Genomic DNA, 14,842 nt, shown 5'->3' on the forward strand with positions numbered 1-14,842 from the left:
TCATTTCTCCCGCGCCGGACCTGGTGTGGTATCGGTCGTGGCCGTCAGGGCGCGACCTGGGACCGCCCGAGCCTGGACTCGGCGGTGCGCACGAGGGACGGTGCGAGCGTGCGGTGGATCGGCGCGAGCACACCCCAGACGACCCTGCCAGCGACGTGCCGGTAGCTCAGGCACGTGGTCAGAGCCACCCGCCCGTCGCCGGTGGTCACGATCAGGTTGCCGGACACCAGCCCCGAATCCGCCTCGAGCCGGATCCAGTCGCGTTCGACAGCGGCGATTCGCCAGCCGGCGAGCGTGTCGCGCGACCGCGATGGCGACAACCGCAACCGCAGGAGTCCGTGCCAGATCGCGCGCTCGGCGAGGTCTGGCTCGTCTCCGAACATCGCCCTGGCCCAGTCCTGCGCCGACGCCACCACCGCCGTCCGCATCGACACCCGGTCGACGTAGTCGAGGCTCGCCAGCGAGCTGAGCGTTCGAACCTGGGCGAGGCAGTCCTCGCCCACGATGAGGACGACGCCGTTTCGATGGGCCATGGCACGGTCTCCGATCTTGTTATACGGATGCGTATAACGCATCACCCTAGCAGAGGTTGTACGGTTGCGTATACGTGGGGTGAGGAGGACGGGTGGGATCGCAGCGCACGCCCCGGGAGGGCTGGGTAGAGGAAGGGCTCCGGGTACTTGCCGAGTCGGGGGTCGACGCGGTCCGGGTCGAGGCCATCGCCAAGAACCTCGGCGTCACCAAGGGCGGCTTCTACGGATACTTCGCCGACCGCGCGGCACTGCTGCAGACGATGCTCGACACCTGGGAGCGCGAGAGCGTAGATGAGGTGCTCGAGCAGGTACAAAGGCTGGGCGGGGACGTCCGGTCACAGGCGATCAGCGCCGGCGAGTTGACCTTCTCCAACGACCGGCTGCTGCCGATCGACCTCGCCATCAGGTCGTGGGCACGCCGCGACGACACGGTCGCCGCGCGCTTGGCTCGGCTCGATGGGCGGCGCATGGACGTGCTGCGTGCCACGATGAGCACCTTCTGCGACGACCCGCTCGAGGTGGAGGCCCGCAGTCTGATGGCATTCTGCGTCGCGATCGGCGAGCACTACCTGGCGACCGAGCACGGCGGACTGCCCCGGGCGCACGTCATCGCCCGAGCGGCCGAACTACTCCTGAGCCGGGAGCCGATGGGCGGCCCGGATCTGCCACAGTAGTTCCGTGGAGAACACGCCGACGCCGACCGGTCGGGAGGGCACCGCCGCTCGCCCGCTCGCCGACCTGATCGACCCCGGCTGGGCCGCCGCTCTCGCGGACGTGGAGCCACAGGTGCACGCGATGGGCGAGTTCCTGCGGGCGGAGATGGCCGCGGGGAACGGCTATCTGCCGGCCGGGGAGCACGTGCTCCGGGCGTTCACGAACCCGCTGGCCGACGTCCGGGTGCTCATCGTCGGGCAGGACCCCTACCCCACCCCTGGGCACGCCATGGGGCTCTCGTTCTCGGTGGCCCCGGACGTGCGGCCGGTGCCGCGTTCCCTGCAGAACATCTACCGCGAGCTCGGCACCGACCTCGGACTGCCGACGCCCGCCAACGGCGACCTGTCCCCGTGGGCGGACGCCGGGGTCCTGTTGCTGAACCGGAGCCTCACCGTGCGCCCGGGGTCGCCGGCGTCCCACCGCGGCAAGGGCTGGGAAGCGGTCACCGATGCCGCCATCCGTGCGCTCGTGGCCCGCGACGCCCCGTTGGTGGCGATCCTGTGGGGCAACGACGCCCGCTCGCTGACCCCATTGCTCGGGCGGACCCCGATCGTCGCGAGCGCCCACCCGAGCCCGCTGTCCGCCTCCCGCGGGTTCTTCGGGTCCCGGCCGTTCAGCCGCGCCAACGCCCTGCTCGTGGAGCAGGGCGGCGCCCCGGTCGACTGGTCCCTGCCGGCATGAGGCGGCACCGCCCGCCGTCATGCAGAACCTGAGTCCCGAAGCAGTCCCGGAGACCGTCCTGCTTCAAGCCGGAGGGACTGCCTCGCGACCCCACGCGTACCGCAGCCGTGCAAACGCGTAGCCAGGACGCCCGCGCTCGAGGTAGGAAGGGGTGGTGAACCCCGTGCTGCACCCGGTGTCGGATCCCGCCCGCTGGTCCCGTTACGTCGCCGTCGGCGACTCGATGACCGAGGGGCTGTGGGACCCGGACCCACAGGACCCGGAGCGGGTGCGTGGGTGGGCCGACCAGCTCGCCGGATCCCTGTCCGCGCGCCGCGTCGATGCCGGTCTGACCGCGCTGGAGTACGCGAACCTGGCCATCCGTGGACGGCTGCTCGAACGGATCGTCGATGAGCAGCTCCCGGTGGCGCTCGAGGCCGAGCCCGACCTGATCTCCCTTGTCGGCGGCGGCAACGACTTGCTCCGCCCCGGCTCCGACCCGGACCGGATGGCGGGCGTCCTGGAGGACGCGGTGCACCGGGTCCGGCGCGCCGGCGTCGACGTGCTGCTCGCGACCGGCACCGACACCCGCCAGGCCGGGGTGCTGCGCGCCATCCGAGGCCGGGTGGCCGTGTACAACGCGCACATCTGGTCGATCGCCCGCCGGCACGACGCCTATGTCGTCGACGTGTGGGGCCTGCGGGCCATCCAGGACTGGCGGATGTGGGCGCAGGACCGCATCCACCTCACCACCGAGGGTCATCAGCGGGTCGCGCAGGCGGCGCTGGTCGCGCTCGGTCTCACGCCCGACGACGAGGCCTGGGCCGATCCGTTGGCGCGCCTCGCGCCGGTCCCGTCCGGGCAGCGGTTCCGCTCCGACGCGGAGTGGTTCGTCCGCGACGTCTACCCGTGGGCGACCCGTCGACTGTGGGGCCGTTCCTCGGGGGACACCCGGGTGCCGAAGCGACCCCAGGTCGAGCCGCTGGCGCCCTCCGCGACCGCAGCAACGCCGTCGGACGCCACCGGACCGACCGCCGGTGCCGCCGGCACCGGCGGTCCGGGCAGTGCCGAGAGGGTGACCCCGCAGTGAGCGGCAACCGCCCGGACGGGTTCGACTACCGCGAGGCCGGTGGCGAGGTCCGGATCACCCACCACGGCCGCCACGCCACCACGCTGCGCGGGGGCCGGGCCGCGGAGTTCCTGCGGGAGGTCGAGTCCGGCGACCCGCAGGAGCTGATGGCCCGGGTGACCGGCAACTACAAGCACGGCAACGAGCGCACCGCGCGCAACCACCCGCGCAACCGGGGTCGCTGAGGAACCTCCGTCCGCCGCGGACCCGTGACGTCGCGGCCAGCGGTGCCGCCGCGGCGGAACCTCGCCGACGTCAGCTCGGACCGAGGTCGGCGGAGTACCAGCGCTGCGGCTCCATCCGGACGAGCATCTGAACGCCGAAGCCGGCCGCCATCTCGAGGTACGCCCTCGCGCCGTCACCCAGATACCGGCGCGCGATCGCGAGGTGTTCGTCCTCGGTCGCCTCCCGGGCCTCGGTGACCGGACCCTCCACGCTGACGTACCGCACCCGCGGTGTGGACTGTTCGGCGAGCAACGAGAACCGGCCGGCCGCCTGGATCAGACGCGCCTTCACCGAGTCCGCAGGCGTCACCACCCACACCGACCCGCCGGGCTGATAGCCGTACCAGAGCGGCACCACGAGCGGCCCGCGGTCCGGGCCGGCGTCGACGGCGAGCGCGCCGATGTGGGGCTGGGCCAGGAACTCCTGCCATTCGGTCTGCGGCATCGTCATGTCACGTTCTCCCTCGGTCAGCGCTTACGACGACGCTACCCACCGCCTGTGACACAACACCCCGCAGGGGCCGAGGGTGCTGTTGTGGCTGCCGGATCCGCACTCTCACGATTTCCGCGTTCCGCCGAAATCCGGCGGACGCCGTCGAACCGGTGGAGACTGGGAGGCGATCATGGCAGACCCGTTCGCAGGGAGGCGATCATGACGGACCAACCGGTTGTCACCGAGCGTGAGGCCAGGGCTGTGGCGGAGCAGGCCCGGCAGAGCGACTGGACCATGGACTCGTTCGCCAAGGACCTCTACCTCGGCGAGTTCCGCCCGGACCTGGTCTGGCCGCGGCCACCGGACGATCCCGAGCGCGAGGCCCGCGGGCAGCAGTTCCTGACCGACCTGGAGGCACACCTGCGGCGGCACATCGACGGTGCCCGGATCGAGGCCGAGGACCGGATCTCCGATCTGGATCTGTCCGGCCTGATCGAACTCGGGGTGTTCGGCATCAAGATCCCCACGCGCTACGGCGGACTCGGGCTCAGCCAGGTGCATTACAACCGGGCACTCATGCTGCTCGGGACCGTGCACCCGAGCCTGGGGGCGATGGTCTCGGCGCACCAGTCGATCGGGGTGCCCGAACCGGTGAAGCAGTTCGGCAACGAGGCGCAGAAGGAGCAGTACCTGCGCCGGTGCGCCGAGGGAGCGATCTCGGCGTTCCTCCTCACCGAACCGGACGTCGGGTCGGACCCGGCGCGGTTGCAGACCTCGGCCACCCGCACGCCCGAGGGCGACTACCTCCTCGACGGCGTGAAGCTCTGGACCACGAACGGGGTCCTCGCCGAACTGCTGGTGGTGATGGCACGGGTCGCCCCGCACTCCGGCGGCAAGGGTGGGATCACCGCCTTCGTCGTGGAGGCGCACGCCCCGGGGATCACGGTCGAGCGGCGGAACGCGTTCCTGGGCCTGAAGGGTCTGGAGAACGGGGTGACCCGGTTCCACCAGGTGCGGGTGCCCGCCGAGAACGTCATCGGTGCCGAGGGCCGCGGCCTGAAGATCGCACTCACCACCCTGAACACCGGACGGCTGTCCATCCCGGCACTGTGCGTGGCGGCCAGCAAGTGGTCGCTCAAGATCGCCCGGGAGTGGGCCGCCGAGCGGGTGCAATGGGGGCGGCCGGTCGGCCGGCATCCCGCGGTCGCGCACCAGCTCGCGTTCATGGCCACGACCACCTACGCGCAGGAGGCCATGGTGGAGATCGCCGGGCAGCTGTCCGACTCGGGCGGCGCCGACATCCGGATCGAGGCCGCACTGGCGAAGCTCTGGTGCTCGGAGATGGCCTGGCAGGTGGCCGACCGGCTGGTCCAGATCCGGGGCGGGCGCGGCTACGAGACGGCCGCGTCCCTCGCCGCCCGCGGGGAGCGGGCCGTGCCGGCCGAGCAGGTGCTCCGCGATCTGCGGATCAACCGGATCTTCGAAGGTGCCAGCGAGATCATGCACCTGCTGATCGCCCGAGAGGCGGTGGACGCGCACCTGTCGGTGGCCGGCAAGCTGATCGACCCGGACGCCGACCTGTCCGCGAAGGCCGACGCAGCCAAGGCGGCCGCGGCGTTCTACGCGGGGTGGCTGCCGCGCCTGGTGGTCGGGCCCGGGGACTCCCCCACCGGCTTTGCCGATCTCGGCCCGCTGGCCGGGCACCTGCGATACGTGGAGCGCACCTCCCGCCGGCTGGCCCGGTCCACGTTCTACGGCATGGCCCGCTGGCAGGGCGGGCTCGAGCACAAGCAGGGCTTCCTCGGCCGGATCGTGGACATAGGCGCGGAGCTGTTCGCGATGACCGCGGTGTGCGCGCACGCCTCCGCCCACGGCGGCCGGGGCGGTCCGGGCTCCCCGCAGGCACTCGCGAACGCGTTCTGCCGGCAGTCGAGACTGCGGGTCAACTCGCTGCTGCGGGCGCTGTGGGTGAACACCGACAGCACCGACGAGGCGCTCGCGGCCGATGTGCTCGAGGGACGCTACTCCTGGGCCGAGGCCGGAATCATCGATGCCTCCGAGGGCACCGGCCCGTGGATCGCCGACGCCGCCCCCGGCCCGTCGACCACCGACTCGGTAGCCCGCAGATACCGCTGAACGGGCCACCGCCCAAGCCGGGGCCCGCGGTCAGGCCGGCGGCACCGGCACCGGCAGGTGCTTGGCCCACCACGCGAGGATGTGCTCGAACCGGGCGATCCGGTGTTTCGGCAGCCCCGACCGGCTCAGTTCGTGTCCCTCCCCCGGGAACAGCAGGAACTCGGTCCGCACGCCGCGCCGCTTGAGGCCGACGTACCAGCGCTGCCCCTGCTCGACCGGGCAGCGCCAGTCCTGCTCGGAGTGGATCACCAGGGTCGGGGTGCGCACCTTGTCCAGGTGCGCCATCGGGCTCTGGGCGGCGACCGCCGTCGGGTCCTCACCGAGGTAGCGCAGCCCGAAGAACCAGCCGATGTCGCTGGAGCCCTCGAAGCTCACCGGGTCGAGGAACCCGCGTTCCACGATCGCCGCCGTGAAGCGGTCCGTGCGGGTGGTCAGCCACGCCGTCAGGTAGCCGCCGTAGGAGCCACCGAGCACGCCCACCCGGTCGGCGTCGAGGGTGGGGTCGGCGGTCAGGGCGGCGTCCAGGAACGCGAGCACGTCCGCGCTGTCCCGGTCGCCGAACCCACCGGTGATGGCCCGGCCGTGCTCCTGGCCGTACCCGGAGGAGCCGCGCGGGTTGCAGAACACGACGGCGTACCCCGCCGAGGCGTACACCTGCACCTCGTCGAAGAACGTCGGGGTGTACTGCGCATGCGGGCCGCCGTGGATGAGCAGCAGCACCGGGTGCGGACCGGGGCCGGCCGGCTTGGCGACCCAGCCGTGCACGGGGTAGCCGTCGTCGCTCGTCGCCTCGAGTTCGGTGGGCTCGAGCACGCCCGCCTCGGCGCGCAGCCGGGAGGACAGGTCACTCACCCGGCGCCGCCCGTCACCGGCGACCAGCCACAGGTCGCCGACGCTGTCGACGGCGGTCGCGGCCAGCAGCACGCGGGCGCCACCGTCGCTGGTGTCGGCCCCGAGGACCTCGGTGGCGCCGTCGTGCACGGGGGTCAGGGCGCCGTCGGTCCACCGCACGAGCTCGGTGGTGCCGCGCCGTTCCCGGGTCATCAGCACACCGCCGTCGACGGCGAGGAACACCGTGCCGCCGAGGCTTTCGGTGACCGGGTCGGTGAGGATCTCGAGGTCGGTGATCGCGGCACCGTCCCAGCGGCCGCGGTACAGGGCCGCGGAGCGACCGATGAAGTCCATGTCGTCCGGGCCGAGGTCCGCCTTGAGCAGCCAAACGGCTCCAGCATCGGCATCGGGATCGGCATCGGCATCGGCATCGGCATCGGCATCGGCATCGGCATCGGCATCGGCATCGGCATCGGCGAACAGCACCGCACCGACGTTGCCAGGGCCGACGTCGAGGACCAGCCCCGCCGAAGAGCCTGATGCGTCGTGGTGGACCAGCTCGCCGGTGAGCGCGTCCGGGACCGCGCGGAGCACGAGCAGCCCGGTGCCGTCCGGGGTCCAGACCGGGTTGCGATGGTCCTGGGCGGCCGAGGTGACCTGCACCGGGTCGACGCCCGCCGAGGCGAGCCGGCCGGGTACCGCGGACTCGTCGGTCCCGGCACCCCGGTCGTCGGGACCCTTCGCGCCGCCGCCGCCGGCGCCGTTCCCACCCGACCCCTTCGAGTCGGCTCCGCCGCCCGCGGGCGGAAGATCCGCCGTCGGATCCGCCGCCGGCGGCACGTCGATCACGAACACGTGCTGGGGCCGGTCCGCGTAGAAGCCGATGCCGTCGTTCCGATAGGTGAACGTGGTGATGTGCCGGGGCGGTTCCGAACCCGGGCCGACCTTCTCGTCGGTGCCGTACCGGCCCGGTTCGGGCAGCCGGGCGGTGTAGGCGATGCGGCCGGAGTCCGGTGCGAACACGGGTCGTCCGCTGATCCCGGTCGGATGGTCGGTGAGCAGTCGGGGCTCACCACCCTCGGTGGGCATGACCGCGAGCTGGGGCTTACCGCCCTCCGGGGCCCGCACGAACGCGAGCCATCGCCCGTCCGGGGAGATGACCGGCTCGGAGTCCTTGGCCCCGTGGGTGAACGGACGCAGCGCGCCGGAGGGCAGATCCTGGCGCCACAGCGCGGTCCGGTAGGAGTCGTCCTCGACGTCGGTCCGGGTCAGTGCGACCACCGCCCAGGTGCCGTCGGGGTGCAGAGCCGGGGTGCCGGGTCGGGTGTACAGGCTGAGTTGTTCTGGTCGCATCCCGCGAGCCTATTCCCGCCCGGGCGGCGAGTTCGACAGCGACAATGGTGGCACCACCATCACCGACGGGGAGGTCGAGTGTGAGTGCGGAACCACCGGAGCCGGCCCGGGGTGTGGATGTCGGCGAACGGGACGACGACCTGGTCCCCGACGAGGTCGTCGATTTCGACGACGGGGTGGAGTACACGCCGTTGCCGCCCCCGCCGGGGTCCCGTGAACCCGGGCGGAAGTGGGTCACCCCGCTGCCCACCGGCGTACGGGCCACCTCGAACTTCGGCCCGCGCAAGGGTGTACTGCACGCCGGCGACGACTACGCGCCGCCCAAGCCTGCCCAGCAGGGCGTCCCGGTGTTCGCGATCGCCGACGGGGTGGTGGTCGCGGCGAAGGTCAAGGCGCTGAAGGGTCACTCCGGCAATGGCGTCCTGGTCGACCACGGTGGCGGCGTGCGCTCCTATTACGGCCATCTGGCCTCCTTCAAGGTCGGTGCCAAGCAGACCGTGCGCGCAGGCCAGCAGGTCGGCGTCATGGGGCACACCGGGAACGTCAGTCCGCCCGGCGCCGCGGGCACCCACCTGCACCTGGGGGTCCTGGTCAGCGGCCGGTTCACCGACCCCTCGACGTTCCTCTCGGCTCGCGGGGTGACCATCGGAAGCACCGCGGCGCACCATGCCGGTTCGACCACGACCACCACGAAGGCGCAGTCGGTCGCGAAGGGCCACGATCCCGCGGTGGAGCGGATCATGCGGAACGCCCTGATCCCGCTCGGCTACTACCGCGGCCGGCCCGACGGCGTGGCCGGCACCCTGTACCGGGCCGCCGTCGCGGCCTATCAGCGGGCGCAACTGTGGCCGCGAGGGGGCCTTGCCGGGACGAGTTCCTGGGACGGCGCCACGCAGGGCCACTACGACTGGACCAAGCGCCTGCAGGCCGCGCTGAACGGCTGGGCGGGCGCGGACCTCACGGTCGACGGAGACTACGGCCGGGTCACCGCCGCGCGGGTCCTCGAGGTCATGACCCGCAACCACGGCGGTGCCTACCCCGCCGCGGCCGCCCTCGACGGCGAACCGGGGCCGTTGTTCTGCCGGATGCTGGGGATCGCCGCGCACCCCTGATCCCGGCCGCGGTTTCCGGTCCCGGCCGGACACCAAGCGGTCAGGTGGCGGGCCGGGGCCTACTCGCAGCCGACGCCGTCGTCATCCCGGTCGAGGTGGCCGCCGTAGCCCGGCTCGCCCCGGTAGACCGGCGCCGCCCCGGCAGCGCGGGCCGCGGAGCAGTTGGCGTAATAGGTGGAGGAAGATCCGCTCGAGGAGGATCCGCTCGAGGAGCTGGACGCCGGAACCGCGGTCTCCCGGGCGCTCACCGCCGCCTCACGGCCGGCGAGTGCCGACTCCCGTGCAGTCAGGTCGACGTCCCGGGTGTCTGCGGCCGCGACCCGGGCCGTGAGATCCGCCTCCTGGGCGGTGACCGTGGTCTCCCTCTCGAGCACCGCGGCCTCCCTGCCGTCGAGGGCCTCGACCTGGGCGATCAGCGCGTCGTTCTCGGCCTGCACCTGCTCGAGTTCGGTGGCGAGGTCGTCCCGTTCGGTGGTCGCACTCTCCGCCTCGGTCCGGATCTCGTCCCGCTGCGCGAGCAGCGCTTGGTACTCGGCCGTGGCGGTCGGTGGCCTCTGGCCGACGACTCCGATGAGCAGGCCGAGCAGGAGCGCGACCACGCCCACGACGACCGGCACCAGGATGACCCGGTTCCTCGGCTGCTCCGGCGGCGCCTGGGCGGTCCGGGCGCCCTGGTCCCACGGCGGGGCGAACTGCGCCCGCTGGTCTGCCGGAGCGCGTCGTCGACGTCGCGGGTCCTGTCGGGAGCGGGTCGGGTCAGCGGGCGGCACACTGGTCATGCCCGAGGTATACACCGGCGGACCTCCTCGCCGGGGGCGATTGGGAGGCCCATCACATCGGAGCCGGTGGCATTCAGTGGAGCCACCTGTCGGATTCGAACCGACGACCGTCCGCTTACAAGGCGGGTGCTCTACCAGCTGAGCTAAGGTGGCGCGCCCTCGCGGGCTCCAGCCGAGTCTGCCAGAGTCCGCGCGGGCCTGACCAAACGAGTTGCGGCTCCCTCACGACCCGTCCGAGGCGGACTCGATCGCCCCGCGGAGCACCCCGGGCTCGGTCCAGTCCACGTCCAGCGGTTCGCCGTCGAGCAGCACCTGCGGGGTGGACCGGTTGTCGGTGTCGCGCTGCATCTGGTTCGTGGCGGCCTCGACCCATTCCGGGTACTGACCGTCGGTGAACGTGTCGATGGCGTCCTGCGGCACACCGGCACCGGCCGCGATCTCGGCGAGCTGGCTGTCCGAGAGCGACACGAGCTCCTGCTCCTGGAACGCGAACACGGCGCCGGTGAACGCCGCGAACTGCTCCGGAGCGTAGTTCGCGACCGCCGCGGCGGCCACCGCCGAGCGTTGCGAGGCGCCCCCGTTGCCGGGGTCCACGACGGCCACCGGGTGGTAGACCACGGTGAGGTCCCCGGCCTCGCGCATCTCGGTGAGGTCGGCGGCGTTGACCGCCTCGAAATCGACGCAGTGGGGGCACATGAAGTCGAGGTAGACATCCAGGACGGGGGCGCCGGAATTCTCGGTGCCCGCGACGCCGTCGGCCCCCACGCTGATCCCGCCGTGCAGGTCGGAGTTGGCCGGCCGCACCTCGACGTCCTCGAGGTAGGACTTGTTCGCGGCCTGCGCGATGAAGAACCCGGCCACCACGATCAGGGCGATCAGGGCGACGGCACCGGAGACCAGCAGGATGCGCGTGCGCCGTTCACCACGTGCGGTCTCGGCGCGGATCCGCTCCGCCTCCGCCCGGCCCCGGTCCCGGGCGGAGGCCGCTGTGCTCTTGGAGCCCTTGGCTGCCATGGTGCTGGTCAGGCGGCGTCGGTGACGGCGGTCATGAACTCGCCCGGATTGGTCCAGTTGCCGCTCCAGTCCTGACCGTCGATGTGGATCGTCGGGGTGCCGCCCACGCCGTCACGCTGGGACTGCTCCGTGGCCACCCTGACCCACTCGGTGTAGGTGCCGGCGGCGAGGGAGTCGGCGACCTCCTGGGACACGCCCGCCTCGACGGCGATCGCGGCGATCTCATCGTCGGTCAGCCCCGGCCCACCCTCGGCGGGCTGGTTCGCGAACAGCGCCTCGGCGAACGGTAGCGCCATGGCCGGCTCGTCGGAGGCCACGGTCGCGAACGCGTTGGCGGCGCGCGTGGAGTACATCGTCTCCGCGGAGAGGTGGTCCAGGTTCGCCAGCGGGTGGTAGGTGACGGTGGCGGTGCCGTCGCCGACCAGCGTCGCCACGTCCGCGCCGTTCACCTCCTCGAACTGGCCGCAGTAGGGGCAGAGGAAGTCGAGGTAGACGTCGACCTCCACGGCCCCCTCGTTCGGGCTGCCGGCCCCCTCGGCGCCGATCGGGATGCCGCCGTGCAGGTTCGAGCCCGCCGGCACCTCACCCTCGAAGTCGGAGAGCAGGGTCCGGCCGGCGGCCTGGAAGATGAAGAAGCCGGCGGTCGCGATCAGCGCGACCACGAGCACGACCGCGCCGATGAGGATGCCGCGGTTGCGCTTCTCGCGCTTGGCCGCCTGCTCGCGCAGGCGGGCCGCCTCGAGTCGGGCCGCCTCGCGGCGCTCCTCGCGGGTCGACTTGGGGGTGTTCGATGCCATGAGAGATTCGTCCTTGTCCTGGGTGCGCGGCATCCGTGGCCGCTGCGGGTGCGGGTGCGGGTGAGCGTGCTGGCTGGCTGCGGGCTACGCGCGCCTAGGCCGGCACCGGCGGACCACGGCGCAGCACCTGCCGCGAGGGACGGTCGGCGACCACGGCACGCGCGAGCCAGTCGACGAACACCCGCCCGACGGCGGGGGTAGCCTCGGGCAGGTCGGGTCGCCGTGGGCGCAGCAGGTCGTTGAGCCCGTCGCGGACGGCGGCGACGGCCCGGCCGAGCCAGTGCCCGACGGCGACCGCGGCCAGGTTCGCGAGCACGGCGGTGGCCGCGAGCGCGGCGAACAGCCCGAGCAGGGTGGCGGTATGCGGACCGAACCCGAGGGACCCGGTGGGGCAGTCCGCGACCTCGCGCATCTGCGCCAGGTTCTGGGCGACGAACCCGATCAGGCCGGTGCCGCGCACACACTCGGTCGAGAGCAGCAGCGCGGTGAAGGCGGCGGTCAGCACCGGCCAGGCGACCAGCGTGATCGCGAGCAGGGCAGGAGACGTCGGTCGCACGAGTGCGCGCACACGCCTGCTCCGGTCACCGATCACCCACCAAGGATACGGTCTTGCCCGGCCCGGGCCGAGAGTGCGGAAGTGGCGACCACCACAGCACCCTCGGCGTCGGGCCGCCATTGAAGCCGAGACCGGGTCCGGTCTACCCTCACACCCGCGCCGCCGCTGAGCGCCGAGCGTGCCGTGGTGGTCGCCACTTCAGCACCCTCACGGCCGGCGGGACGGGTCAGAAGCCGGGGATCGGAGGCTGGCCGAAGGGCGCCCAGTCCGCGACCAGCCCGCCGACGAGCAGCAGGAGCGCGGCCGTCGCGGCGACGCCGAGCGCGATCGCCACCCAGGCCCAGGCGCCGCGCACCCCGGGGGCGAGGACGGCGAACACCGAGCGGGCGCCCTCGCGTGCATGCCCGCTGGACGGTGTCCACCACAACAGCAGCGTCGCCACCACCACGACGGCGGGCACCACGAGATCCAGCGGCACCGTCGGTGAGGCGAGGCCCCACACGATGCCCCCGCCGAGCACGGCGACGATCAGCCCGGGCAGTGTCAGGAGCGCCGACAGGATCAGGTGCCACGGGGAGGCGAGGCTGGCCGAGAGCAGGTCCCATCGGCCGGGCCCGCGTCGGATCCGTCGACCACGCACGGCCCGGGCCGCGGAGCCCACGGTGCCCAGCAGCAGGAACCCGGCGAGGAACACGAGTAGTGTCCAGGCCGGCCAGAGCGCCCCGAGCGCGACCACGGCGAGCCACCAGGCGCCGGTGATGCCGGGCCGGGGCCGCGCGGGGATCGCCCATGCGGGCCACTGGCCGCGGGCCTCGCCCGGGCCCATGCCGGGCGGCGGTCCGTCCGTGGTCGGCACCCAGGCCGGGTCCGACGGCGCCGGCGGGCCGGGCAGGCCCGTCGCCGGCGGCTGGTACTGCAGTGGTGCGGGCTGCTGCGCTGCCGTACCCAGCGGCGCACCGTGCGGCTGCTGGTGTGGTTCCGGCTGGAACTGGCGCACCGGGGCCGCCTGCGTGGGTGGGTACTGCTCACGCAACGCGAGCGGCATCACCGCGGTGGCCGGGCGGTCGCCGGGCTGCGGATCGCGTGGCCCCGGCGCCCGCCGCGGATCGGTACCGGGCTCGGCCCCGGAGCCCGCCGACGGCGGGTACGTCGCGGGCTCACCGGCCGACGGCGCGTAGGTCGCGGGCTGACCGGCGGACGGCGCGTGCGCCGGAGGCTGCCCGCCCGACGGCGCATACGTCGCGGGCTCCCCGCCCGACGGCGCATACGTCGCGGGCTCCCCGCCCGACGGCGCAAACGTCGCGGGCTCCCCGCCTGACGGCGCGTACGTCGGCGGCCGACCGGACGACGGGTCGGCCGCTCCGGCCCGGGCGGCCGGCGGCGGGTAGGACGGCGCGTGACCCGGGGCGGCTGCCGCCGCGATCCCTGCGGCGCCGACAGCGCCGCCCGCCCCGGCGGCCAGCGTCCGGGCGGCGGAGCCGCCGCCGTCGTACTCTCCGGCACCGTCGTCATACCCGGCGGCACCGTCGTACCCGGCAGCACCCTTGTCGCGCCGGCCGTCGTACCCACCGCCGGCACCGCCGCCGTCGTACCCGCCAGCACTCCCGCCGTCGTCCTCCTCCGCGTCGACCTCCCACTCCCCCGGCGCCAGCACCGAGGTGACCTCCCGGCCCTCGGCATGGTCGGTCAACGCGCGCAGCACCGTGTCGGTGCCCATCCGCCGGTCCGGGTCGGGATGCAGGGCCCGTCGCAGCACCTGGGCGACCCGGGGGTGCAGGCCGGAGACGTCCGCACGACCCGCCTCGACCCGCAGCAGCACCCCGGGGCCACGGCCGAACGGGGGCCGCCCGGTGGCCGCCCAGACCAGCACGGCGGACCAGCCCCACCAGTCCCCGCCGGCGCCCGGGTCGCCGCCTCGCATCACCTCGGGGTCCACATAGCCGGGGGTGCCGGTGACCATGCCGGTCTGGGTGAGCCGGGTGTCGTCGGCGAGCTGGGAGATCCCGAAGTCGATGACCACGGGGCCGTCGTCGGTGAGCATCACGTTGGCCGGCTTGAGGTCACGGTGCACGACGCCGGCGGCGTGGATCGAGTCCAGCGCCTGGGCGAGCCCGTGCGCGAGCTCGGCGAGCTCCTCGGCGGCCATGGGCCCGTGCTCGACGATCGAGTCCTCGAGCGACTGGCCGTCGATCAGCTCGGTGACGATGAACGCCTCGTCGGAGTCCGCCTCCGCGTCCAGCACCCGGGCCACGTGCTCGCCGCGAACCCGGTGCAGCGTCGCGACCTCCCGGCGCAGCCGCTCCCGGGCCGCCTCGTCCGCGCTGAACGCCGGGTGCAGCAGCTTCACGGCGACGAGCCGGTCCTCGGCGTCGAGGGCCTTGTACACCGTGCCCATGCCCCCGGAACCCAGGCGCGCGAGCAGCCGGTATCCACCCACCTCTCGCAGCGGGGTCGAGGCCGGGCGCTCGTCCATATCGGCAACCTACGCCACCATCCTCGGACCGCCCGGGCGGGCCCGCCGACCTGCACCGAACCCGCCCACGGCGCCGGTCGCGCCGAGCAGGTAGCCCT

General features: G+C 73.2%; 14 protein-coding genes and 1 tRNA gene. 6 read left to right on the plus strand and 9 right to left on the minus strand.

What is annotated here, in order from left to right:
- Positions 1–44: 44 nt before the first annotated feature.
- Complete coding sequence (locus EXU48_RS12240) at positions 45–533, minus strand: DUF2867 domain-containing protein (protein ID WP_165962787.1); 489 nt, start codon at positions 531–533, stop codon at positions 45–47.
- A gap of 92 nt (positions 534–625) precedes the next feature.
- On the opposite strand from EXU48_RS12240, the gene EXU48_RS12245 reads away from it, so the two are divergent.
- The 4 genes from EXU48_RS12245 (at position 626) to EXU48_RS12260 (ending at position 3,221) form a co-directional block, all read left to right on the plus strand.
- On the plus strand, positions 626–1,207 hold the full coding sequence (locus EXU48_RS12245; protein ID WP_133107927.1) for a TetR/AcrR family transcriptional regulator: 582 nt from the start codon (positions 626–628) through the stop codon (positions 1,205–1,207).
- A 4-nt stretch (positions 1,208–1,211) separates the two neighbouring features.
- Complete coding sequence (locus EXU48_RS12250; RefSeq protein WP_133107928.1) at positions 1,212–1,928, plus strand: uracil-DNA glycosylase; 717 nt, start codon at positions 1,212–1,214, stop codon at positions 1,926–1,928.
- A gap of 154 nt (positions 1,929–2,082) precedes the next feature.
- The gene (locus tag EXU48_RS12255; RefSeq protein WP_268958163.1) at positions 2,083–2,997 is read left to right on the plus strand and encodes an SGNH/GDSL hydrolase family protein; all 915 of its coding nucleotides are present in this window, start codon (positions 2,083–2,085) and stop codon (positions 2,995–2,997) included.
- Positions 2,994–3,221 (plus strand): hypothetical protein, encoded by a 228-nt coding sequence (locus EXU48_RS12260; protein ID WP_133107929.1) that lies wholly within the window; start codon positions 2,994–2,996, stop codon positions 3,219–3,221. Before EXU48_RS12255 ends, EXU48_RS12260 begins: the two co-directional genes overlap by 4 nt.
- Positions 3,222–3,291: 70 nt before the next feature.
- Here the strand turns inward: EXU48_RS12260 and EXU48_RS12265 are convergent, their stop codons facing one another.
- The gene (locus EXU48_RS12265; protein WP_133107930.1) at positions 3,292–3,711 is read right to left on the minus strand and encodes a pyridoxamine 5'-phosphate oxidase family protein; all 420 of its coding nucleotides are present in this window, start codon (positions 3,709–3,711) and stop codon (positions 3,292–3,294) included.
- 201 nt (positions 3,712–3,912) lie between these two features.
- Between EXU48_RS12265 and EXU48_RS12270 the strand changes: the two genes are divergently transcribed.
- Positions 3,913–5,829 (plus strand): acyl-CoA dehydrogenase family protein, encoded by a 1,917-nt coding sequence (locus EXU48_RS12270; RefSeq protein WP_133107931.1) that lies wholly within the window; start codon positions 3,913–3,915, stop codon positions 5,827–5,829.
- Positions 5,830–5,859: 30 nt separating this feature from the next.
- On the opposite strand, the gene EXU48_RS12275 is transcribed toward EXU48_RS12270, so the two are convergent.
- A complete protein-coding gene (locus EXU48_RS12275) occupies positions 5,860–8,013 on the minus strand; it encodes a S9 family peptidase (protein ID WP_133107932.1) in 2,154 nt (717 codons plus the stop codon).
- 80 nt (positions 8,014–8,093) lie between these two features.
- On the opposite strand from EXU48_RS12275, the gene EXU48_RS12280 reads away from it, so the two are divergent.
- Entirely contained in the window at positions 8,094–9,125 is a 1,032-nt protein-coding gene (locus tag EXU48_RS12280; protein WP_165962788.1) for a peptidoglycan DD-metalloendopeptidase family protein, read from the plus strand.
- Between the two features lie 59 nt (positions 9,126–9,184).
- On the opposite strand, the gene EXU48_RS12285 is transcribed toward EXU48_RS12280, so the two are convergent.
- The 6 genes from EXU48_RS12285 to EXU48_RS12310 form a co-directional block, all read right to left on the minus strand.
- Positions 9,185–9,904 carry an excalibur calcium-binding domain-containing protein gene (locus EXU48_RS12285; protein WP_133107934.1) on the minus strand — a complete coding sequence of 240 codons (720 nt, stop codon included), beginning with the start codon at positions 9,902–9,904 and terminating at the stop codon, positions 9,185–9,187.
- A gap of 77 nt (positions 9,905–9,981) precedes the next feature.
- Positions 9,982–10,057, minus strand: a tRNA-Thr gene (locus EXU48_RS12290).
- A gap of 69 nt (positions 10,058–10,126) precedes the next feature.
- Positions 10,127–10,918, minus strand: coding sequence for a DsbA family protein (locus EXU48_RS12295; protein ID WP_133107935.1), 792 nt, complete (start codon positions 10,916–10,918; stop codon positions 10,127–10,129).
- Positions 10,919–10,926: 8 nt separating this feature from the next.
- Complete coding sequence (locus EXU48_RS12300) at positions 10,927–11,715, minus strand: DsbA family protein (protein ID WP_165962789.1); 789 nt, start codon at positions 11,713–11,715, stop codon at positions 10,927–10,929.
- Positions 11,716–11,809: 94 nt separating this feature from the next.
- Positions 11,810–12,283: a hypothetical protein gene (locus tag EXU48_RS12305; RefSeq protein WP_133107937.1), complete on the minus strand. Its 474-nt coding sequence runs from the start codon at positions 12,281–12,283 to the stop codon at positions 11,810–11,812.
- Positions 12,284–12,497: 214 nt separating this feature from the next.
- The gene (locus EXU48_RS12310) at positions 12,498–14,744 is read right to left on the minus strand and encodes a serine/threonine-protein kinase (protein WP_133107938.1); all 2,247 of its coding nucleotides are present in this window, start codon (positions 14,742–14,744) and stop codon (positions 12,498–12,500) included.
- Positions 14,745–14,842 lie beyond the last annotated feature (98 nt).

The organism is Occultella glacieicola (genome assembly GCF_004353825.1).
In the GTDB taxonomy this organism is placed as follows: Bacteria; Actinomycetota; Actinomycetes; order Actinomycetales; family Beutenbergiaceae; genus Occultella; species Occultella glacieicola.

What these genes read in the sequence shown, in the direction of transcription:
- EXU48_RS12310 (WP_133107938.1), bottom strand. Translation starts at nt 14,744, where the DNA reads ATGGACGAGCGCCCGGCCTCGACCCCGCTGCGAGAGGTGGGTGGATAC.
- EXU48_RS12240 (WP_165962787.1), bottom strand. Translation starts at nt 533, where the DNA reads ATGGCCCATCGAAACGGCGTCGTCCTCATCGTGGGCGAGGACTGCCTC.
- EXU48_RS12270 (WP_133107931.1), top strand. Translation starts at nt 3,913, where the DNA reads ATGACGGACCAACCGGTTGTCACCGAGCGTGAGGCCAGGGCTGTGGCG.
- EXU48_RS12275 (WP_133107932.1), bottom strand. Translation starts at nt 8,013, where the DNA reads ATGCGACCAGAACAACTCAGCCTGTACACCCGACCCGGCACCCCGGCT.
- EXU48_RS12300 (WP_165962789.1), bottom strand. Translation starts at nt 11,715, where the DNA reads ATGGCATCGAACACCCCCAAGTCGACCCGCGAGGAGCGCCGCGAGGCG.
- EXU48_RS12295 (WP_133107935.1), bottom strand. Translation starts at nt 10,918, where the DNA reads ATGGCAGCCAAGGGCTCCAAGAGCACAGCGGCCTCCGCCCGGGACCGG.
- EXU48_RS12285 (WP_133107934.1), bottom strand. Translation starts at nt 9,904, where the DNA reads ATGACCAGTGTGCCGCCCGCTGACCCGACCCGCTCCCGACAGGACCCG.
- EXU48_RS12265 (WP_133107930.1), bottom strand. Translation starts at nt 3,711, where the DNA reads ATGACGATGCCGCAGACCGAATGGCAGGAGTTCCTGGCCCAGCCCCAC.